This is a genomic window from Janthinobacterium algoris (genome assembly GCF_051380935.1).
GTDB lineage: Bacteria > Pseudomonadota > Gammaproteobacteria > Burkholderiales > Burkholderiaceae_D > Janthinobacterium.
The window spans coordinates 81,642-101,996 of record NZ_JBNYXZ010000006.1; the positions used below are offsets into that span (position 1 = coordinate 81,642).

Genomic DNA, 20,355 nt, shown 5'->3' on the forward strand with positions numbered 1-20,355 from the left:
TGATCCAGCTCTCATTGTAGCGCGTAATATGACTATTGGCGCATCGCTGTGGGCGCGCCGCGCTGGTGCGCTATCGGCCTCAGGCCGTCAGGCGCAATGGACCGTTGGCCGGCTGGGCCAGCTTGAAAATCCCCACTTCCTGTTCCAGCTGGGCCGCCTGCTGCTGCAACTCGTGCGCGGCAGCGGCCGCCTGCTCCACCAGGGCCGCGTTTTGCTGGGTGACGCGGTCCATGTCGACAATCGCGCGGTTGACTTGCTCGATGCCGGCGCCCTGCTCCTGCGTGGCGTGGCTGATCTCGGCCATGATGCCCGTCACCCTGCCGATGCCGGCCACCACCTCATGCATGGTGGCGCCCGCCTGCTCGACGAGCACCGTGCCGGTGCCCACCTTACTGACGGAATCGTCGATCAAGGCCTTGATTTCGCGCGCGGCGGCGGCGGAGCGCTGCGCCAGGCTGCGCACCTCGGTGGCGACCACGGCAAAACCGCGCCCCTGTTCACCGGCGCGCGCCGCTTCCACGGCCGCGTTCAAGGCCAGGATGTTGGTCTGGAAGGCGATGCTGTCGATCACGCCGATGATATCGACGATCTTGTTCGACGAGGCATTGATCAAGCCCATGGTATGCACCACTTCGGCCACCGCCTTGCCGCCCTGCTCCGACACGGTCGACGCTTCGCGCGCCAACCGGTTCGCCTGCTGCGCGTTGTCCGCATTCTGGCGCACGGCGGAAATCAGTTCTTCCATCGACGAGGCGACTTCTTCCAGCGAGCCGGCCTGCTGCTCCGTGCGCTGCGACAGGTCACGGTTGCCCGAAGCGATCTCGGTCGAGGCCGTGGCGATGCTTTCCGTACCATGACGCACTTTGCCAACGATGGCGGCCAGGTTGTCACGCATGGTTTTGATGGCAAACAATAAACTGCTGTCGTCGCCGTGGCGCGTGTGCACGTCGATGGCCAGTTCGCCCAGCGCGATGCGCCCGGCGATCAAGGCCGCATATGCCGGTTCGCCGCCCAACTGGCGCAGCAGGCCGCGCGTGATGACGGTGGCCACCGCAATGCAAATGAGCACGCTGAGCGCGGCCAGCACGCCGATCCAGCGCAGCGATTGGCCATAGATGGCGCGCGCGGCCACGCTGGCCTGCTCCGATTCGCGCTGCACGTTTTTCAGGACGACATCGATGTCGGCGACGATCTGGCGCCGCAGGGGGCTGCACTCTTCGACGAGGAAGGTGCCGTATTGCTCCATCTGTCCCGCCGCGCGGAACTGGCGCGGACGCTGCAGTTCCTGCGCCATGGCTTTCAGACCGGTACTGACTTTCTCGAATTGGGGATCGCCTGTGAACTGCGGCGCCAGCCTGGCCAGCGCGTCCAGGTACAGCGCCTTCTGGCTGTCGAGGATGGCCAGTTCTTTTTCGGCCGCGGCCTGGTCACGGAAGATATACGCGTTGCGGGCGGCCAGGCCCGTCTGGTCGAGCGCTTCGCGCGCCACGTACAGCGGTTCGAGTTTTTCCAGTTGGACTTTTTCTTGCGCGTCCATGGCGCCCGAGATGGCGCCGATGCGCAGCAGCGCGAAGGCGGCCAACGCCAGCATGAGTAAAACCAGCAGCCCGAAGCCTGCGCTCAGGCGCGCGCCTATCGTCAAACGATTGAATGACATCATTGTTGTTATTGCCCTGTATAAAGTTGATTGTTTGCCAGTTCCGCTAGAACCAGCGATCTGCTCACCGTCATGTTGCCTTTCCTGCATGGCGCAGGGTGGGTCTCTAACTGGCGTTTTTTGGGCAGTCAGCTTCTATTCCGGGCAATGTGAACGCGCGTAAAACTCCCGCACGGTACAACAGCACACTGAATTATAAGCGAACGGCGTTCTGGATGATTTCACGCGCTCACTTTTAATGCTTTGATGCAAGTCAAGGGGCGTCGATGACGGCCATGGTGATGCGCGAGATGCAGCACAGTTTGCCGTCGTCGTCGACGATGCGGATTTCCCACACCTGGCTGCTGCGGCCCCGGTGGATCGGCGTGGCGCGTCCCGTGACGTGGCCGCCGCGCACGCCGCGTACGTGGTTGGCGTTGATTTCCTGCCCCACGCTCACCTGCCGGCGGCTGTCCAGGCAGGCATTCGCGGCCATGCTGCCCAGGGTTTCAGCCAGCAAGACCGATGCGCCGCCATGCAGCAGCTTGAACGGCTGCATGGTGCGGTGGTCGACCGGCATGGTCGCTTCGATCCAGTCAGGGCCAAATGCCGTGAATGCGATGCCCAGGTGGCGCATAGCCGTGCCCTCGCTGGCGGCGTTGAGCGTGGCCAGGTCCAGCGGTGCGTGCCAGATTTCCATTGTTACCTCGGATAATTGTGGAGAAAAAAGCATTGTAAGGCAGCTGGCGCGGGCGCGCCGCTTCATCTTTCCTTCATCGTGGGACGGGGTGGCGGTGGCATTAACTGGTTATAATTGCCCCATTCTTAAAAAACGAGGTTGTGTATGAAGTGGGCCTTGCTGGGCATTTTTGTGTTTTCTGTTTTACATATTCATTTTCGTGGCAAGGTACGCCTGCCGTTTCGCCGCCAGATCTTCGATCACTCCTCGTTCATGGCGCCGCTGAACCTGTTCATGCACACCTTTTCCAAGGTGCCGGCCACACCCTATCTTTCCGTCGATCAATTTCCGGAACTGGCGCCGCTGCAGCAGAACTGGCAAATCATCCGCGATGAAGCGCTGCGCATGCAGGAAATGAAAAAGATCAAGGCGGCTGAAAAAAACAATGACGTGGGCTTCAATTCCTTCTTCAAGTATGGCTGGAAGCGTTTCTACCTGAAATGGTATGACGCGAACCACCCGTCGGCACAGCAAATGTGTCCGCAAACCTATGCGCTGCTGCAATCGATTCCCTCGATCAAGGCCGCCATGTTTGCGGAACTGCCGCAAGGCGGCAAACTCAACCCGCACCGCGACCCGTTCGCCGGCTCGCTGCGCTACCACCTGGGCTTGCAGACGCCGAACGACGACCGCTGCTTCATCGACGTCGATGGCGAACGCCACAGCTGGCGCGACGGCCAGGCCGTGATGTTCGATGAAACATATATCCACTGGGCACGCAACGATGCCGATAGCGACCGCATCATCCTGTTCTGCGACATCGAACGCCCGATGCGCTACCGCTGGGCGCAAGGCCTGAACCGCTGGCTGGGCCGCACCCTGATGACGGCCGCCGCCTCGCCCAACGAACTGGGCGACCAGGTGGGCGGCGTGAGCAAACTGTTCCAGATTTCCTGGACCATGGGCCAGTACCGCCGCCGTTTCAAGGCGTGGAACAAGACGGCGTACCAAGTCACCCGCGTGGTGCTCGTCGTGGGCGTCGTCGCGCTGATCTACTTTATCTAGTTGACGCAGTGTCTCCCGCATAAGAAAACCGCCTTCGGGCGGTTTTTTTTATAATGCGATGCCACTCACTTTGAATGCACAACCTGAAAAATGACTGAACGCGACCGCCAATACGATATCCAGATTGCCGATGATGCATGGATTGAATTCATCGACATTGCAGGGCGCTATGAGCGAGCCACCGACATCGATGCCCTGCTGGGTGAGCTGTGGCCGCTGATTTACCGGCTGGAAACGCATTGCGTGGCCGGCTGTTGCGGCATGGATGCCTACGACTTTACGCACGAAGGCATAGCCACGGCGCTGCTGGAACTTGATCGCGCGCAACTGCATGCCGCCTGCGCAGCGGCCAAGGAGGCCGTGGCGGCGGCCGCCAGCGATGTATTCACGAGTGCCACGATGAATCACGTGGCGGATAAACGCGTATTCCTGCAATTGCTCGATCATCTGGACAAGTGCATCGTCGCACAGGATCGCGCAGGGGCTTGACCTTGCCAAGGCGGGAAGGTCCACGGTGACGGTATTGAAGGATAACCGAGGAGAATCCCGCATGCCAAAAATCACCGTCCTGCCCCATCCCGAGCTGGCCCCCGATGGCGCCGTCTTCGAGGCGCCGGAAACAATCAGCATTTGCGAGGCCTTGCTGCGCAATCAGATAGCCATGGAACACGCCTGCGGCCAGGTGGGCGCCTGTTCCACCTGCCACGTGGTCGTGGTGCAGGGTTTCGATTCGCTCAACGCACTGGGCGACAATGAAGAAGACATGCTCGACCAGGCCTGGGGCTTGCAGCCCCACTCGCGCCTGTCCTGCCAGGCACGCCTGGCCCACGAAGACCTGACCTTGGAACTGCCCAGGTACACGCTCAACCACGCCAAGGAATAATCCCCGGCGCGGATGCCCAACCGCCCTACTTGCTTACCACATGATCACGCGCTGCTCGGGCGGCAGATACATCGGGTCGCCCGGCTTGATGCCGAACGCCTCGTAGAAGCCCGGTTGGTTTTTCACCGTGCCCTTGGCGCGGAATTCGCCCGGCGAATGGGGATCGCTCTTGATCTGCGCGATCGCCGCCTCGGGACGCAATTTCGCGCGCCATTTCTGCGCAAAGCCGATGTACAGGCGCTGTTCGCCCGTCAGGCCGTCCAGCACAGGCGACGGCTTGCCACCGAGCGAACGCTGGTACGCCTTGTAGGTGATCGACAGGCCGGAATTGTCGCCGATGTTCTCACCCAGGGTCAGCTCGCCATTGATGTGATAGCCCGGCACGGGGCTGTAGGCGCCATATTGCTTGACCAGCCCGGCGGCCAGCGCCTTGAAGGCCGTGCGGTCCTCTGCCGTCCACCAGTTGCGCAAGCGGCCCTTTGCGTCATATTGACTGCCGGAATCGTCGAAGGCATGGCTGATTTCATGGCCGAAAGTGATGCCCAGCAAGCCATAATTGACGGCATCTTCCGCTTTCACATTGAAGAATGGCGGCTGCAGGATGGCGGCCGGGATGGTGATGGCGTTGAGAGCCGGGCTGTAGCTGGCGTTGACGGTTTGCGGCGTCATCGACCACTCATCGCGGTCGACGGGTTTGCCCAGCTTGTCCAGGTTTTGCTGGCGGCTCCAGGCGCGCGAGGCGCGCACGTTGGCGATCAGGTCGTTCGGCTGCGTCCGCATGCTGCTGTAGTCGCGCCAGGTATCCGGGTACGCGATCTTCGGTTTCAAGGCTGCCAGCTTGAGCTGGGCTTCCTTCTTGGTTTCCGGACCCATCCAGTCGAGCTGTTCGATGCCATCCTTGAACGAAGCGACGAAATTGTCGAACATGGCCATCACGCGGGGCCGGGTTTCCGGCGGCAAATACATTTCCACGTAACGCTTGCCGACGGCATCGCTGATGGCGTTGTCCGTGAAGCGCAGCGCCAGTTGCCACTGCGGTTCGCTTTGCGGCACGCCGCGCAGCACCGTGCCGTCGAAGGCGAAACGCTCCTTGACGCTAGCGCTGTCCAGGTAGGAGGCATAGCTTTCGATGATGCGCCAGTTCAGATAGCTCTTCCACGATGCCAGCGGAATCGCCGCCACGGTCTCGGAAAAACCTTTGATGAAGCTGGGCTGGCGCACCACCGCCGAGGTTTCCTTTTTCGCCAGGCCGGCGGCGGCAAAGTAAGCGTTCCAGTCGAAGGCCGGCGCCAGTGCCGTGAATTGGTCGAAACCGACGCGGTTGTACGACTTGACGGGGTCGCGCATCTGCACGCGCGTCCACTGCGCTGCCGCCAGGCGCGTCTCGATATCGAGGATTTGCGCCGAATGTTCGGCGGCGGCCTGGTCGCCACTCATGGTCAGCATGGTCTCGATGTGCTTGAGGTATTTGGCGCGCACGGCTTGCAGCTTGGCGTCGTCATCCTTCAGGTAGTAATCGCGGTCAGGCAAGCCCAGGCCGGACTGGCTGATATTGACCGTGTAGCGCTCGGGGTCTTGCGCATCGGGCGCCACATAAGCGGAAAACGGCGTGGCGATACCATTGCCTTGCAGGTAAGCGAACAGCGCCGGCAAGTCTTTCTTGTCTTTCACGCTAGCAACGCGGGCCAGCTCGGCGCGCAGGGGCTTGAAGCCGGCCGCGTTGCGCGCCTTGTCGTTCATGAAACTCGTGTACAGATCGGCGATCTTGTGCGCCTCGCTGCCGGGCTTGCCGGGATTCTTGACGGTGGCGTCGATCAGGCCGCGCAGCTGGCCTTGCGCGATTTCACGCAATTCGATATACGTGCCCCAGACGGATTTGTCGGCCGGAATGTCCGTATTGCGGGTCCAGACGCCGTTGACGTAGCCGTAGAAATCATCCTTGGGGCTGACCGCGGGGTCCAGGGTTTTCAGGTCGATGCCGGAAACCGGTGCGGCAGCGCCGTGCTGGGCGTACAGTGACGGCGTGGATAAGGCGAGCAAGGCGCAGCAGGCGGCGCTGATGAGTGAGCGTTTCACGAAGATTCCTTTAATTGTTTTAACTTCATGTTGGAGAACATGCTGTGTCCAGGCATGCGAGGCAGGATTATAGTCGGCCTGCCTGCGGTGCAACAATGATGATTAAACAATTTCAGAAATCAGCGGATCAGCAGATCAAACAGGTCCAAGCCTTTTTTATCCTGATTTTTCAGCAGATCCGCAAGCGAACCCGGCGTTGGCCCGCCATTGCCGGCGGCGTGATTGAAGTAATTAAAATCGAGCTTGATCTTATCTTCCAGGTCGCTCGCATAATTGGCGGGATATTGCGACTGTTCCAGCTGCGGCAATGTATTGAAATGCGCCAGCACCGACTTGAAGAAATTGGTCATCTTGCCGGTAGTTTCGTATTCATGCGTGGCTTGCGCCACAACCTGGCTGCGCCAGGCCTCTTCTTCCTGATACGCCTGCGTAAAGGCGGCGCGCCGCTCGTTGATGGTAAAGGTCCCGCTGTCATCGTTCGTGATGGCGGACAATTGCTCGCGCGACAAGCCCGCAAACGGATTGGGGCCCTTATTGTCGACAAACGCGGTCGCAGCGGCGGCCGACTTTGCCGATGCCGCGTCATTCGGTTGCGGCACCTGCTTTGCTGCGGCCGCCTTGTGTTCGGCGTCCAGCGGATACAGGATGTCGGTGGTATTGTCATTCACCCAGGCACCCAGCGTGGCGTGGTCGTAGCCCCGGATGGTGGCGCTGGTGGCCGTCGAGGCCACCGACAGACGCCCGGCCAGGGTCGAGATCACGACATCGTCCGCCACGGCCCCAGGACCGGCTGGCGCTGCAAGGGCCTGCGCCTTGTCCGACGATAAGGTCTTCTTGCCTTCTGCGGCAGACAGTGCCCCAGGCTGGATTCCTGTCGTAATTATATTCATCATCGCACGCCCCAAGCTAAGTAAATGTTACTATAACACAATAAATATCCAAGATATGCAGAGGGAATTCACGGGGTTTTTCTCTCCAGCGATGACGTTCGAGCTCATGCGACAGCTATTCCAGCCGGGTGTCCTATCTCTTTGCCTATCTCTTTAACTGGAGCAGCTTGATGCAGGAATTCCGATTCAATGTTTTCGGCACGCTCATTGCGATCCGGGGGAACCAGGGCGCCTGGCGCGCATTCTATCTCGGCGCAGAAGGCAAGCGCCGGCCTGCCGATTTCATTATTCCGGACGATATTGGCGCCGATGCGCTGTGCGAATACCTGGCTGACCTGTTCCATGAAGAGGCGACACCGCGCAATAACACAGCAACGCAAATCAGCTCGTCCGCGTTCGTGGCCTAGCCTATTTCACCGGCTCGAACGTCACGGTCAGCCCATTCCCTGTGGTCCTGATCTGCGTGGGCACGAATTGCACGCCCGCATAGCGCAGCTCTTCGGGCTTGAAGGTGTAGATCGGCGTTTCATGCATGAGCTGGTCGGCCACCAGGCTGGCCACCTTGGCGAACTGGCGCTGCTGCGCTTCATCCATGCCGTCGATGCTCACCTTGTCCACGCTCGCTTCGCTCAGGTAGACGGCGTTGCGCTGGGCGTCGAGCACCAGGCGGCCCGACATGGCCAGACTGCCGCGCCAACTCTGGCGGATAAACGGCGGCAAGACGCTGGCGTCCACGCTGAGGGCGACTCTTTCGCGCTCGGGCTGCAAGGACAGTTGCGGGTGGGTCAGTTTGACGTCCAGCACGGACAACACCCGTTTATCGATGGGAAAGCGCCGCTCCAGGCCTTGCTGCATCTTGCTCAGCGACACATTCACATCGCGCGGGCCGATCAGGGTGGAGCACGAAGCCAGCGCAGCACAAGCAAAAGCGGCGATGGCGGCGGTTTTCAGCAAGGGACGGATGGCGGTGACATTCATGGATAGTCTCGGTGGAAAGATGGCGCCATCTTACACATGCACCCGCGTCAACACAAACGGCGCCCGCTTACGGCGGGCACCGTTTTTTACGTCGACGTCTTAATGCACGAACAGGGCAATCAGTATGATGATGGGCAATGGAATGCCCAGCAGCAGCAAGAGGATGGAACGCATGGCACTCTCCTAGATTGAATGGTAGATTAAATGATGGATTAAATGGTCACATGGCGCAGCACGCGCTCATGGTCGCGCTGGCGACCGCCGAACGTTGCCGCCAGGCTGGCAACGAAAGCGCCCAGTAGCAAGGCGACGAACATCCACAAGGCGGTGTGGGCACCGGCCTTGCGGGCCGTGTCGGCCGCTTGCTGGGCGGCCGACTTGGTATCGGCGGCGGCCTTGGCGGCGCGTGCGTAGACGGCGTCGACGCGCGCTTCGGCTTCAGCTTGCGTCAAGCCCGTGCGGCTGGCCACGATCTGGCCCAGGTAAGCGCGGTCATCGGCGGCCAGGCTGCCGGTGGATAGGCCCGTGGCGAAGATCTTGCCGATTTCCAGGCGCTGGTCGGCGAACGTGACGCCAGCAGATGTTGGCGCTGGCGTGCCGGCGGTAGCAGCAGGGGCGGATGCGGGAGCGGCGCGCAGCAGCATGTCCGAGAAATAATCGAGCGCATTGGCGCTACTGCCACCCTCGCCCGCCTTGGCGCCAGCCGAGTTCCCGGCAACTGCGGCGCCCGCTGCTGCTGCGGGTGCAACGGCCGCCGCCACGCCGCTGCCAGCATCGATGGCGCCGCTGAGCACGGCGCGCGTGCCGCCGGCCAGCACGGCCACGGTGATCAGAGTCGCCACGGCCCAGGCCAGCAAGCCGTGCGCCGTATCGCGGAAATGCACTTCATCCGTGTGGATGCTACCCCATTTTACGCGCAGCCGGCCCGCCATGTAGCCGCCGATGCCGGACGCGGCCAGTTGCATGAAGGCCAGCCAGGCGATGGTCGACACGCCGATGGCTGTGGCATTAAACGACCACGGCGAGACGGACGACAGGCCCAGGCCCACACCGAGGATCAGCAAGATGAAGGACAAGGCGGCCGCTGCGGCAGCGCCCGCCAGCACGGCGCCCCAGGAAACGCCCGGATTGTTCAGGTCCGACACGGACAATTGTGTAGCTTGCATGGAAGACTCCCTTGGTTGTTGATTTTTTAAACCGGTCAGGCGGCCACGCCCTTCAGCTGTTCCTTGCGCACGGCCATTTCCCGGCCCAGCGCATCGAGGTCGACGGCCGTATGGCGCACCTTGGGAAACATGTCGCTCTCTTCTTCCTTGACGTGGTGTTCGATCTGCTCGGACAGCACCTTGACCTTGGCGTCGTACAGGTCGTCGGCGGGGTCCATCGCTTCGATTTGCGCAATGAGTTCCTTCGCGCTCGCGTGCTCGACGACGGCTTCATCCATCAAATCGCTGTCGTGGATGGGGCGACGCACGGCCGGGTAGAAAATCTCTTCTTCCAGCTGCGTGTGCACGGTCAATTCCTGGCAAATCTGGTCGGCCAGCTTTTTCTTGGTGGCAAATGAGCGGTCGCTCAAGCCTTCATACTGGGCAAACAGGGCCTTCACGGCCTTATGATCCTGCATTAATAAACTGATCGCGTTCATGGAGCCTCCTTGTTGTGGATGAGGCAAGGATGCGCCACGGCGGCGCCAGTGTATGTGCGACGCCTTACATAAAATTGATATTTAATCTATATCAGTATCCTGCGCCTACTTGATGCCGTGGTGGCCCATCAGGTCGTACAGGGTGGGCCGGCTCACGCCCAGCAACTCGGCCGCGCGGGCGATATTGCCGTCGGCCCGCGCCAGCGCGCGCACCATGACCTTGTACTCGGCCGCTTCGCGGGCCTGGCGCAGGTTCAGCGGCTCATCCTGTGGCACCGCCTGGGCGCTGGCGGGCAAGCCCAGGTCGTCGGCCGCGATCTGCGGTCCGTCGCACATGATGACGGCCCGCCTGATGCAGTTTTCCACCTCGCGCACATTGCCGGGCCAGCCGTAGCTTTCGATCAGCTGCAGCGCGCCTGCGCTGAAATGCAAGCTGCCGCGCCCTTCGCTGGCGCAGAACTTGTTCTTGAAATGGTGGGCCAACAAGGCGCAATCGCCGGCCCGTTCGCGCAGGGGCGGAATGCGTAAGACGATTTCGCTGAGCCGATAAAACAGGTCTTCGCGGAAACGTCCCTTTTCCGCCAGCACCTTTAAGTCCTGGTGCGTGGCGCAGACGATGCGCACGTCGACGGCGATCTCGGTGCGCCCGCCGACACGCTCGATGACCCGCTCCTGCAGGAAGCGCAGCAATTTCGCCTGCAGCGCCAGCGGCATGTCGCCGACCTCGTCAAGAAAGAAAGTACCGCCGTGTGCCAGTTCGATCTTGCCCAGGGTTTGCCGCGCCGCGCCCGTAAATGCCCCCCGCTCATAGCCGAAGAGCTCGCTTTCCAGCAAGTTTTCGGGAATCGCCGCGCAGTTGATGGCAACGAAGCGCTGCGCGTGGCGGCTGGAAAGCGTATGCAAGCCCCGCGCAATCAGCTCCTTGCCGCTGCCCGAGTCGCCCAGCAGCATCACGCTGGCCGACGAGGGTGCGACTTTTTCCACGCTGCGGCACAGTTTCAGCATGCCCGGGTCGCGGCTGATGATGCCGGCCAGCGGCGAGTCCGCCTGCGTCTGCAACATGCGGCGGTTTTCCTGCTGCATGGCGTGCAGGTAGAACGCGCGCGCGATGACCAGGCCCAGCATGTCGGCCTCGAACGGTTTCTGGTGAAAATCGTAGGCGCCCAGCGCAATGGCCTTTAACGCATGTGCCCGCTCCTGGTTGCCCGAGAGGATGATGACCTTGGTGTCCGGCGCCAGCGCAAGGATGTGCTGCAAGGTAGCCAGGCCTTCCGTGGCGCCGTCCGGGTCGGGCGGCAAGCCCAGGTCCATCGTCACCACGGCCGGCTGATGGCGCCGCACCAGCGCCAGCGCGGCCTCGCGCTCGCCCGCCAGCAAGACCTCATAGCCGTCGAAACTCCAGTGCAGCTGCTTTTGCAGGCCGGGATCGTCTTCGATGACCAGCAGTTTTTGCTTGCCCATGGCACTCCTTTTGCTAGGTGCTAGGCCGCGTGCAGCGGCAGGATCACGCGAAACGTGGTGCCGACGTCGGGTTCGCTGCGCACTTCCAGGCTGCCGCCCACTTCGCGCAGGTATTCGCGGCTTTCGAACACACCGATGCCCATGCCTGCCGTCTTGGTTGTGTCGAACGGTTTGAACAGGCGTTCGCGGATGAATTGCTCGCTCATGCCCTGCCCCGTATCGTCGAGTTCGACCACGGCCGTGTGCTGCTCGCGCCGCAGCCGCACGGCCACCTTGCCATCGCTGCCCGTGGCCTCAATGGCGTTCTGGATCAAATGGCCCAGCACGCGCTCCAGGCGCGCGCGGTTGGCCAGCACCGTCAGCTCGCCATCGACGATTTCCAGCCGGGGCGCCGGCGCCAGGCTGGCCTTGGCGGCCACGGCCTGGCGCAGCAAGCCATCGAGCAGCAGCGGCGCTGGCGCTTCCGGCGCCTCGCCGCGTGCCAGCTTCTGCAGCAAGGTCTTCATTTTCTGCACGGAATGGTCGAGGGTGCCCAGCATGTCTTCCTGGAAGGCGGGATTGGCACGGTGCTTTTCGGCATTGCTTAATAGCAAGGACAGCTGGAACACCAGGTTTTTGAGGTCGTGCACGATGAACGTGGACATGCGGTTGAACGAGTCGAACTGGCGCGACACCGTCAGGGTATCGAGCGATTCGCGGTGCGCCAGGTAGCTGGCGGCCTGGCTGCCGGCAATTTTCAACACGTCGCGGATTTCCCAGTTCAAGCCGATACGCGTGCGGGGCCGCGCCAGCGCGACAAAGGCGAACAGCTGGCCATGCAGCATCAAGGGCACCAGCAGCCACACTTGCGGCAGCGCCAGCAGCGCAGGCGGCAGCAGCAAGCCGCCGTACTGGCGCGGGTTTTGCTGGCAGTCAGGCACGTCGATCACCCATAGCCTTTCCTCCAGGAACTGGCACAGGCTGCCTGCCGCAGGCTCGCTCCACGTGCTGGGCGGCCAGTTCCAGCTGGCGGCAGGGACAAACTGCCCCTGTTCGCGCAAGATCCACAGCGCGCCGGCGCGGCTTTCCACCAGCTGCGCCATGGCCTGTATCGTGCGTTCGCCCAAGGCCGGGCCATCTTCGGACAGCGCCCGCGTAAACCTGAGCCATTCCTCGCGGTAATCAAAGATGGCATTGTAAAAATGTTTATTGATCGTCACCTTGAGCTTGGCGCGCAGGCTGCCGGAAAACAGCACGCCCGCCAGCAGCAGGGCTGCGCCGCCCAGGTAAGCCATCTGCATCAAGGAACCCCAGGTGCCGCCGAAATAGCGCAAGTAATAGGCGCTGGCCGCCATGGCCAGTAAATAGATGGCCGAACCCAGCAAGGCGGCCGAGCGATACAGCATCTGGCGCGAGACGGACAGGCCCAGCGCCCAGCCTGGATTGCGCGCCGCCGAGACGGCCAGCAGCGGTGCGCACAAGGCGTCGACGATGCCGCGCGCGGCCCAGATATCGTCGTTGATCGCGCGAAACAGCAAGGCGTCGCTGTACAGATAGAAATCATAGGCAAACAGGCCGCCCACGCCCAGGCAGGCAAACTTGATGCCCCAGCGTTTCAAGGGCGGCGTATTGCGATACCACTGTTCCACCAGCAGCATGCCCAGCACGGCCAGCAGCAAACGGCAGACACTGGCGATGATACGCGCAGGCAAAGGCAGCGCCAGCCACAAGGAAGCCATCGAGAACAGCCAGGGCGCCAGCGCCGTGAGGGCGATGCCCACCAGCACCAGGCGCAAGCGGGGCCGCGACGGTTCGATCAGCAGCAGCAAAAAGACCAGCCAGGCCAGCGTGCGCAGTAGTTCCAGCGCATCGCCGACCAGCGCGATGCGCTGCCCCAGCAGCACCAGCACCACCGTGCCCGTGGCCCAGCTCCCCGTCGCCAGGCAAGCGACCAGCAAGGCGCGCACGTTTTGCCGCGCGCGCCAGTTGCTGATGAGCAGTAGTGCCAGCACGAAAAAGGCCAGCGACGCCAGGCCATGGCTGAGGGCCGCCGCGTCGGCCGCCGCCAGCCAATCCGACTGCGCCCCCATCATCGGCTGCCCTTGCCAAACAGCACCACCTGCACCGTGTCGAGCAGGATCAGCAAGTCGAGGAAGAGGCTATTGTTTTTCACATAATACAAATCGTATTGCAGCTTCTTCACGGCATCGTCGACGGAGGCGCCATACTGATAGCGCACCTGCGCCAGGCCCGTGATGCCCGGTTTGATGCTGTGACGAATGTTGTAGTAAGGCACCTGCTGCTTCAGTTGCTCGACAAAATACGCGCGCTCGGGGCGTGGCCCGACAAAACTCATCTCGCCGCGAAATACATTGAGCATCTGCGGTAACTCGTCGATGCGCAGCTTGCGGATCAGATTACCCACCCGCGTGATGCGCGCATCGTTGCTCAGCGCCCAGATGGGCTTGCCGTCGCGCTCCGCATCGCTGCGCATGCTGCGAAATTTCAGCACGTTAAAAGGCAAGCCATCGCGCCCTACCCGCTCCTGCTGGTAAAACACGGGGCCGCCGTCTTCCAGCCGGATGCACAGCGCCGTCACCAGCATCACGGGCAGCGCCGCCAGGCAGATGATGCCGCTGGCCGCCAGGTCGAACAAACGCTTCGAGGCGGCGCGGAAAAAACTCTGGTCGAAGCCGCCGCCATAGATCAGATAACTGGGTTGCAATGAGTCGATGCGGATCTGGCACGCTTCGCGCTCGAAAAACGTGGCTGCATCGATCACCTTGACGCCGCCCAGCGCGCATTCCAATAGTTGCTTGGCAGGAAACGCGCCATTGCGCCGGTCGCTGACGGACACGACGATCTCATGCGCAGCATGGCGCTGGGCCATGGCCAGCAGCGACGGTTCGGCCGGCAGCAAGGCCGAGGCCGGTACGCAGCATTGCTCGCCAGCCACATCGATGCAGCCGACCACCGTAAATTGGTGGAAACCGATCTTGCTGGCTGCCAAGTCCATGCATTCGCGCGCCAGCGCCCCGCCGCCCACCAGGATCAGCCGGCCTTCCATCAGCGCCGATTGCGAAGATTTGAACACCACCAGGCGCGCCAGCAGCACGCCGATCGCGCCCAGGCCGAAGATCAGCACGCTGCCGCGTCCGAAATGCAAGGACGGGACGAAACGGATCAAGACGCTGAGCACAGCAAAACCCAGCGCGAACGACGGCAGGATGCGCAGCAAGGTGTTGCGGATGTCTTCGCGCGAGCGGTGCTGGTACATGCCCAGCGCACTCATGCTGAACACAATGACCAGTGCAAAGATCGCCGACGACAGATAGACCTCGCCCACCCGCAGCACGCGGCTGCCGTCCGCCAGCCACAGCATCGATGTCAGGGTGGCCGACAGCAGCAGGATCAGAATTTCCAGCAACAGCAGGATAAATGCTGTTTTCGAGACATAATGGCTGAAGATGCGGATCATGGTTCCTCCTGCGGCAAAAAGCATCAGGCCGCGCACAGGGTGGCTTGCTGCTGTCTTGCCATGATGGCGAACTGTTCCAGCAGGACATTGATGCGCCACAAGCTACGTCCCCAGCTATCTTTCGCCGGCAGAATTTATCTCAACACATTACCGAATGAGGGGAAATGGCATATAGTATGCTTCCCCTAAAAGAGATAAATGTCATGAAATTTGATGTAGCGATTGTCGGCAGTGGCCTGGCGGGTTTATCGGTTGCACTGCATTTAGCTGAGACGCGCACTGTCGCGATCATTTCCAAACGCGCGTTGCTCGATGGTGCCAGCAACTGGGCGCAGGGCGGGATCGCGGCCGTGCTGGACTCGGGCGACAGCCACCAGCAACATATCGAAGATACCCTGATCGCCGGCGGCGGCCTGTGCGACGAGAGCGCCACGCGCTATATCGTCGAGCACGGCCGCGAAGCCATCGAATGGCTGATCGAGCAAGGCGTGCCGTTTACGCGCGACGCCACAGCCGAACTGGGTTTTCATTTGACCCGCGAAGGCGGACACAGCCAGCGCCGCATCATCCACGCGGCCGATGCCACCGGGCACGCCGTGCAAGTGACGCTGGAAGAAAAGGTGCGCGCCCATCCGAACATCAGCCTGTTCGAACACCATTGCGCCATTGACCTGATCACCTCCGACAAGCTGGGCATGAAGCCGACCCAGCGCAACGCCCAGCCGCATTGCCACGGCCTGTACGTGCAGGATGAACAAACGGGCAAGGTGCACACCTTTGCCGCCGAGCACACCGTGCTGGCCACGGGCGGCGCGGGCAAGGTGTATTTATATACCACCAACCCGGACACGGCCAGCGGCGACGGCATCGCCATGGCCTGGCGCGCCGGCTGCCGTGTGTCGAACATGGAATTCATCCAGTTCCACCCGACTTGCCTGTACCACCCTTACGCGAAATCGTTCCTGATCACCGAAGCCATCCGTGGCGAAGGCGGCTTGCTGAAACTGCCGCCTGAAGCGGGCGCGGCAGCGGGCACGCGCTTCATGCTGGCCCACGATGAGCGGGCCGAACTGGCACCGCGCGACGTGGTGGCGCGCGCCATCGACTTCGAGATCAAGAAGCGGGGCCTCGACTACGTGCACCTGGACATCAGCCACAAGCCGGCCGCATTCCTCATCGAACACTTCCCCACCATCTACGCGCGCTGTTTGGAACTGGGCATCGACATCACCAAGCAGCCGATCCCCATCGTGCCGGCCGCCCACTACACCTGCGGCGGCGTAGTGACGGACTTATCCGGTCGCGCCGACTTGCCGGGCCTGTATGCGGTCGGCGAAACAGCCTGCACGGGCTTGCATGGCGCGAACCGCCTGGCGTCGAATTCCTTGCTGGAATGTATCGTCATCGGCCGCGCCTGCGCGCAAGATATCGAAAGCAAGGAAAAGCTGGGTACGCCGTATCTGCCCGACTGGGATGAAAGCCGCGTCACCGATGCGGATGAAGAAGTGGTGATTTCCCACAATTGGGACGAGCTGCGCCGTTTCATGTGGAATTACGTGGGCATCGTGCGCACGACCAAGCGCCTGGAGCGGGCCCAGCACCGCATCGCCCTCTTGAAGGAAGAAATCGACGAGTACTACCGCAACTTCCGCATCACGCACGATTTGCTGGAACTGCGCAATCTGGTTGACGTGGCATCGATGATCGTCAACAGCGCCCTGTCCCGCCGCGAAAGCCGTGGCCTGCACTTCAGCCGTGATTATCCGGAAACCTTGCCAAAGGCCATCGCCAGCGTGCTGACGCCGCCGCATAGGTAGACGACAAACCAACCGCCTCCAGATTCTGAAAGCAGGCACATTGTGCGATGAGTCATTACGGTGTTCCGCTATCAGCCAGAAGCGGCCCCGATATAGGCATCGAGCAATCACCGAAACTTAATGCAAATGTTGAATAGTAGACTTTTTGATGCCATTGCATCTGCGGTGGACTTGGATGACCCTGCAGAACAACTTTTAGCTCAGCGATTCATGATTGAGGCTATTGAAAGAGTGACTTCCCAATTGCCTGAGGTTGCCAAGTCAGCAGCAGCTGTGGCGTATCGATACATCGCCGGTGCGGCGACGGCTGAGGAAGTCATCAGGGAGCGTGTACGCCTCTGGCGAGCAATTGAAGGGCGAGACCAATCGGACGCGCCAGACGTTTTGAAAATAAGAACTGCCATATGCGTCTTGCATCCTATGGATATTGGCGCTCCTGCCGAAACATTGGAGTATTTTTTTTATTTTTGGCAGCAAGGAGGCTTGTCGCAGGCTGAGCTGAAGGCCGCTGTTCAAAACAATTATGGAATTTGAGGTGGCTACAAGCGGCCAACAGCAGTCGTTCGTCGCATGGGACGACAATGTCGCTAGTTGGATGGTGGTGTCGCTATTCATTTCGCGCAACATTGCGGCCTGGCTCCACGCTGTGCCTGCCAGTAGCGCTCTTGTGGCAGTGAACTGATCCATGGGCGTTATTGTTATCGGTCTTCTTGACCCCAAACATCCGCCCTCGGCCGAAAACCTGTCCTGGGCCAGTATCGATGATGCACTATGGCGTGTGTTTGGCGCCATCTTCGATGAGGTATTGAGTTCCAATCATGAAACATTGTCCAGCATAACAAGCGGAGAATTCATCACCCAGGAGGTGTATTCCTTTCAATTGCTAGGTGCCGAAGACTTTCTGATCGCCATCACCAGCCTGCGGGAATTCTTTGCTGATTTTACGCAGGAAGAAACTCCGCGTGATATCGCAGCCTGGGTCTGGAGAGCCGATATTGAACCGTTGCTGATCCAGGATTACCGCTATGCCCGTTTGATCACAGGCTGATACCGGACCTGACCGGCCCGCCGCCTAGTCTATGTGTATGCCATCTTCCGTATACGAAAATCTGGCCGACTCGCCCGTGCATGCGCCCTGTGGCTCGTCCGCCACATAGCGGCATTCGCTTTCCACGCTACCGTCCGCACGCCAGTGCCGAGTCCAGCCGTCGCGCTCGCCATCGACATATTCGATCAGTTGCCGGGCCTTGCCATTCGCATACCATGAACGCAATGCGCCCTCCTCGCGCCCGCCGGCGTTCCACAACTTGTGCACGATCAATACGCCGGCCCGGCTAAAGCGCTGTTCGCTGCGCAAGACATCGCGGCCGCTGTGCGTGCGCTTGCTGGCCACCTTTCCATCCGGATAGTACTCGAGGCTTTCGCTGCTAAGCTGGCCGTCGACATAAGTGACCGTGCGGTGCAACTTGCCATCTGGAAAATACGCCGTGCTGGGGCCTGTCAGCTTGCCGTTGACATACAGGCTGCGGCTTTCCACCTTGCCATCCGGATAGAACAGCAGCATTTCGCCATTCTTCTGGCCCTTGACCAGCGTCATGCGCGTGCGCAGCTTGCCATTCTTGTCGAAAGTTTCCACCAGACCATCGGCACGCACCCCGTTGCGGTAAGTGCGCGACTCGAGGAGCTTGCCACTCTGGTGGTAAGTCCTGTCTTCCCCGTCCTGTACGCCATTGCGCCAGGTAGCCCGCATGGCCAGCTTGCCGTCCGGGTAATAGCGGGTCTGGGTGCCTTCCTGCACGCCGCGCCCATCCTGCTCCACCTGCATTTCCAGCTGGCCATGCGGGTAATACATGCTGTAGGTGCCCACCAGCTTGCCGCGCAGGTAATCGGGATCGTTGACCTGGCCCGTCAGCCGCTTCGGCTCGCCTTCCCGCGCGTGCACCACCTCGACTTGCCAGGTACCAGGCGTCTTGCCGGGCGGCAGCGGCAGGAGCAGCGCATAGCGCGCCTGTTCCATCACCTCGCCGCGCGACAGGTTGTGGTTCAGGTATAAACGGGCCTTGCCATCGGCACAGTGCGCATCGCAGCCGCGTAACATGTGGATGACGGGAATGGCCTCGACCTTGGCATCGGCGCCGGCGCGGTCGGGCGCCGGGCAGGCACGCAGGCGTACCAGCAGCGGGTTCCTGTCGCGTATCATGTTGGCCAGCTCGGCCTTCATGACGCCATACTGTTCCTCGCTCAGCCCGACCGATGCGGCATCCATGCGCAACTGCCGGCCGCCGCAGCCAGTGTCGTCGTCCACGGTCAACACATCGCCGCTGCCAGGCGCGGCCGTGATCGCCGTGATTACCTGGCGCTGCACGATCTCGGCGTGGGCCAGCGCCGGCAACAGCAGCATGGCGCCAAACAAATGTTTCAAAGTGCGCGCCATGCCTGCTCCCTGCGCAACAGCTCCCGCGCTGGCGGCGCTTCGCCGCAGTCGCCCTGGGCCTTGCCGGCTACATACTGGCATTCGATTTGCAAGCTGCCATCCTCGCGCCAACTGCGGCGCCAACCATCGCGCTCGTCGTTCACGTAGTCGATGGAATGCTCGGGCTTGCCGCTTTCGTACCAGGAGCGCGACGTGCCCTGCTCGCGCAGTTGCTGGTCCCATTTTCGTTCCAACACCAGCACGCCCCGGGGGCTGTAGCGCTGGACGCTCAGCAGCACGCCCTTGTCGCCATACTGCTGGCGGCTTTGCACCTTGCCGTCAGGATAGAACCCCAGCGCCTCGCCCGTGGGTATCTTATTGACTTTCGACATGGTGCTGCGCACGGCGCCATCGGGATAGTAACTCGTCGTCAAGCCATTGGATTTGCCCTGCTTTACTTCCGAGCGGCTGGAGATTTTCCCATCAGAGAAATACGTAAACATTTCGCCTTCGATGCGCTCGTCGCGTATAGTGTAGCTGGTGTCCAGCTTGCCATTCTCGTCGAAGGTCTGCACGGGCCCGTCGACTTGCTTGCCGTCGCGGTAGACCGTCGCCTCGCTCAGCTTGCCCGTTGCGTGATAACGCTGGTGTTCGCCCTCGGGCAAGCCATGGCGCCAGTCGCCGCGCAGCTCCAGGGTGCCATCGGGAAAATACTCGCTGCTGATGCCGTGCTCCCGGCCCTGCCCATCCTGCGCTACCCGTTCTTTGATCTTGCCATTCGGGTAATACGAGACATAACCGCCCACCAGTTCACGGAATGCATAATCGGCCTTGTTGACATGGCCGGACAGGCGCAGCTTGTGGCCCGCCACGCTGTAAACGTCAACCTTCCACGTGCCCGGCAGCTTGCCTTTTGGCAAGGGCAACAGCAGTACATTCGGTGCCTTTTCCTGCTCGATGGGAAAGAAACGTTCGTGCAGGTACAGCCGCGCCCGGCCATCGGTGCAGCTGGTGGGTGTACAGACGGCGATCTGCCGCACGATGGGCACGCTCGCATCCTCCGGGCATTTTTTCAGGCCGACGAGCATGGGCGTCCTGGCGCGGATGTGCCGGGCCAGATCGGCTTTCAGCGCCTCGTACGGTGCCTCGTCCAGCCTGACCGAGTGGGCATCCATGCGTATCTGCTTGCCGCCGCAGGCCGTCGTGCCCGCAATAGTAAACACATCGCCGCCCTCGCTATCCTTCTCGCTGGCCATGCTTGCCAGCACCTGGCGCTGCACGATTTCCGCCTGCGCCAGGCTGGGGCACAGCAAGCAAGCGCCCAATAGCGCGCATAAGATCTTGATTTTCATGCT

19 protein-coding genes are annotated in these 20,355 nt (G+C 61.4%); 7 read left to right on the top strand and 12 right to left on the bottom strand.

What is annotated here, in order from left to right; genetic code table 11:
• Positions 1–79: 79 nt before the first annotated feature.
• Together ACQ4W7_RS10930 and ACQ4W7_RS10935 are read right to left on the bottom strand one after the other, a co-directional pair.
• Positions 80–1,660 (bottom strand): methyl-accepting chemotaxis protein, encoded by a 1,581-nt coding sequence (locus ACQ4W7_RS10930; RefSeq protein WP_426070990.1) that lies wholly within the window; start codon positions 1,658–1,660, stop codon positions 80–82.
• Positions 1,661–1,910: 250 nt separating this feature from the next.
• Entirely contained in the window at positions 1,911–2,336 is a 426-nt protein-coding gene (locus ACQ4W7_RS10935) for a hotdog fold thioesterase (RefSeq protein ID WP_436530399.1), read from the bottom strand.
• A 144-nt stretch (positions 2,337–2,480) separates the two neighbouring features.
• On the opposite strand from ACQ4W7_RS10935, the gene lpxO reads away from it, so the two are divergent.
• The 3 genes from lpxO to fdx all read left to right on the top strand — a co-directional run bounded on the left by lpxO (position 2,481) and on the right by fdx (position 4,263).
• A complete protein-coding gene (gene lpxO, locus ACQ4W7_RS10940) occupies positions 2,481–3,380 on the top strand; it encodes a lipid A hydroxylase LpxO (protein ID WP_426070988.1) in 900 nt (299 codons plus the stop codon).
• Positions 3,381–3,470: 90 nt separating this feature from the next.
• The gene (locus tag ACQ4W7_RS10945; RefSeq protein ID WP_436530401.1) at positions 3,471–3,869 is read left to right on the top strand and encodes a DUF6331 family protein; all 399 of its coding nucleotides are present in this window, start codon (positions 3,471–3,473) and stop codon (positions 3,867–3,869) included.
• Between the two features lie 61 nt (positions 3,870–3,930).
• Positions 3,931–4,263, top strand: coding sequence for an ISC system 2Fe-2S type ferredoxin (gene fdx / locus ACQ4W7_RS10950; protein ID WP_426070986.1), 333 nt, complete (start codon positions 3,931–3,933; stop codon positions 4,261–4,263).
• 33 nt (positions 4,264–4,296) lie between these two features.
• Here the strand turns inward: fdx and ACQ4W7_RS10955 are convergent, their stop codons facing one another.
• Both ACQ4W7_RS10955 and ACQ4W7_RS10960 read right to left on the bottom strand, forming a co-directional pair.
• Positions 4,297–6,339, bottom strand: coding sequence for a M13 family metallopeptidase (locus tag ACQ4W7_RS10955; RefSeq protein WP_436530403.1), 2,043 nt, complete (start codon positions 6,337–6,339; stop codon positions 4,297–4,299).
• A gap of 119 nt (positions 6,340–6,458) precedes the next feature.
• The gene (locus ACQ4W7_RS10960) at positions 6,459–7,232 is read right to left on the bottom strand and encodes a hypothetical protein (protein ID WP_436530405.1); all 774 of its coding nucleotides are present in this window, start codon (positions 7,230–7,232) and stop codon (positions 6,459–6,461) included.
• A 167-nt stretch (positions 7,233–7,399) separates the two neighbouring features.
• Between ACQ4W7_RS10960 and ACQ4W7_RS10965 the strand changes: the two genes are divergently transcribed.
• A complete protein-coding gene (locus tag ACQ4W7_RS10965; RefSeq protein WP_436530652.1) occupies positions 7,400–7,636 on the top strand; it encodes a DUF7661 family protein in 237 nt (78 codons plus the stop codon).
• Between the two features lies 1 nt (position 7,637).
• On the opposite strand, the gene ACQ4W7_RS10970 is transcribed toward ACQ4W7_RS10965, so the two are convergent.
• The 6 genes from ACQ4W7_RS10970 to ACQ4W7_RS10995 form a co-directional block, all read right to left on the bottom strand.
• Positions 7,638–8,207, bottom strand: coding sequence for a DUF1439 domain-containing protein (locus tag ACQ4W7_RS10970; RefSeq protein ID WP_436530407.1), 570 nt, complete (start codon positions 8,205–8,207; stop codon positions 7,638–7,640).
• Positions 8,208–8,419: 212 nt separating this feature from the next.
• Positions 8,420–9,373, bottom strand: coding sequence for a hypothetical protein (locus tag ACQ4W7_RS10975; RefSeq protein ID WP_436530409.1), 954 nt, complete (start codon positions 9,371–9,373; stop codon positions 8,420–8,422).
• Positions 9,374–9,408: 35 nt separating this feature from the next.
• Entirely contained in the window at positions 9,409–9,852 is a 444-nt protein-coding gene (locus ACQ4W7_RS10980; RefSeq protein WP_436530411.1) for a hemerythrin domain-containing protein, read from the bottom strand.
• A gap of 105 nt (positions 9,853–9,957) precedes the next feature.
• Positions 9,958–11,313: a PEP-CTERM-box response regulator transcription factor gene (prsR, locus tag ACQ4W7_RS10985; RefSeq protein WP_436530413.1), complete on the bottom strand. Its 1,356-nt coding sequence runs from the start codon at positions 11,311–11,313 to the stop codon at positions 9,958–9,960.
• Between the two features lie 20 nt (positions 11,314–11,333).
• Entirely contained in the window at positions 11,334–13,385 is a 2,052-nt protein-coding gene (gene prsK / locus ACQ4W7_RS10990) for an XrtA/PEP-CTERM system histidine kinase PrsK (protein WP_436530415.1), read from the bottom strand.
• The gene (locus tag ACQ4W7_RS10995; protein ID WP_436530417.1) at positions 13,382–14,770 is read right to left on the bottom strand and encodes a TIGR03013 family XrtA/PEP-CTERM system glycosyltransferase; all 1,389 of its coding nucleotides are present in this window, start codon (positions 14,768–14,770) and stop codon (positions 13,382–13,384) included. Before ACQ4W7_RS10995 ends, prsK begins: the two co-directional genes overlap by 4 nt.
• Positions 14,771–14,973: 203 nt before the next feature.
• On the opposite strand from ACQ4W7_RS10995, the gene nadB reads away from it, so the two are divergent.
• The 3 genes from nadB (at position 14,974) to ACQ4W7_RS11010 (ending at position 17,635) form a co-directional block, all read left to right on the top strand.
• Complete coding sequence (nadB, locus tag ACQ4W7_RS11000; protein WP_353657322.1) at positions 14,974–16,587, top strand: L-aspartate oxidase; 1,614 nt, start codon at positions 14,974–14,976, stop codon at positions 16,585–16,587.
• 120 nt (positions 16,588–16,707) lie between these two features.
• Positions 16,708–17,121, top strand: a complete 414-nt coding sequence (locus ACQ4W7_RS11005; protein WP_436530419.1) for a hypothetical protein — start codon at positions 16,708–16,710, stop codon at positions 17,119–17,121.
• 151 nt (positions 17,122–17,272) lie between these two features.
• Positions 17,273–17,635 (top strand): hypothetical protein, encoded by a 363-nt coding sequence (locus tag ACQ4W7_RS11010; RefSeq protein ID WP_426070976.1) that lies wholly within the window; start codon positions 17,273–17,275, stop codon positions 17,633–17,635.
• A 24-nt stretch (positions 17,636–17,659) separates the two neighbouring features.
• Here the strand turns inward: ACQ4W7_RS11010 and ACQ4W7_RS11015 are convergent, their stop codons facing one another.
• Both ACQ4W7_RS11015 and ACQ4W7_RS11020 read right to left on the bottom strand, forming a co-directional pair.
• Complete coding sequence (locus tag ACQ4W7_RS11015; protein ID WP_436530421.1) at positions 17,660–19,021, bottom strand: toxin-antitoxin system YwqK family antitoxin; 1,362 nt, start codon at positions 19,019–19,021, stop codon at positions 17,660–17,662.
• Positions 19,006–20,352, bottom strand: coding sequence for a toxin-antitoxin system YwqK family antitoxin (locus ACQ4W7_RS11020; protein WP_426070974.1), 1,347 nt, complete (start codon positions 20,350–20,352; stop codon positions 19,006–19,008). Before ACQ4W7_RS11020 ends, ACQ4W7_RS11015 begins: the two co-directional genes overlap by 16 nt.
• Between the last annotated feature and the right edge of the window lie 3 nt (positions 20,353–20,355).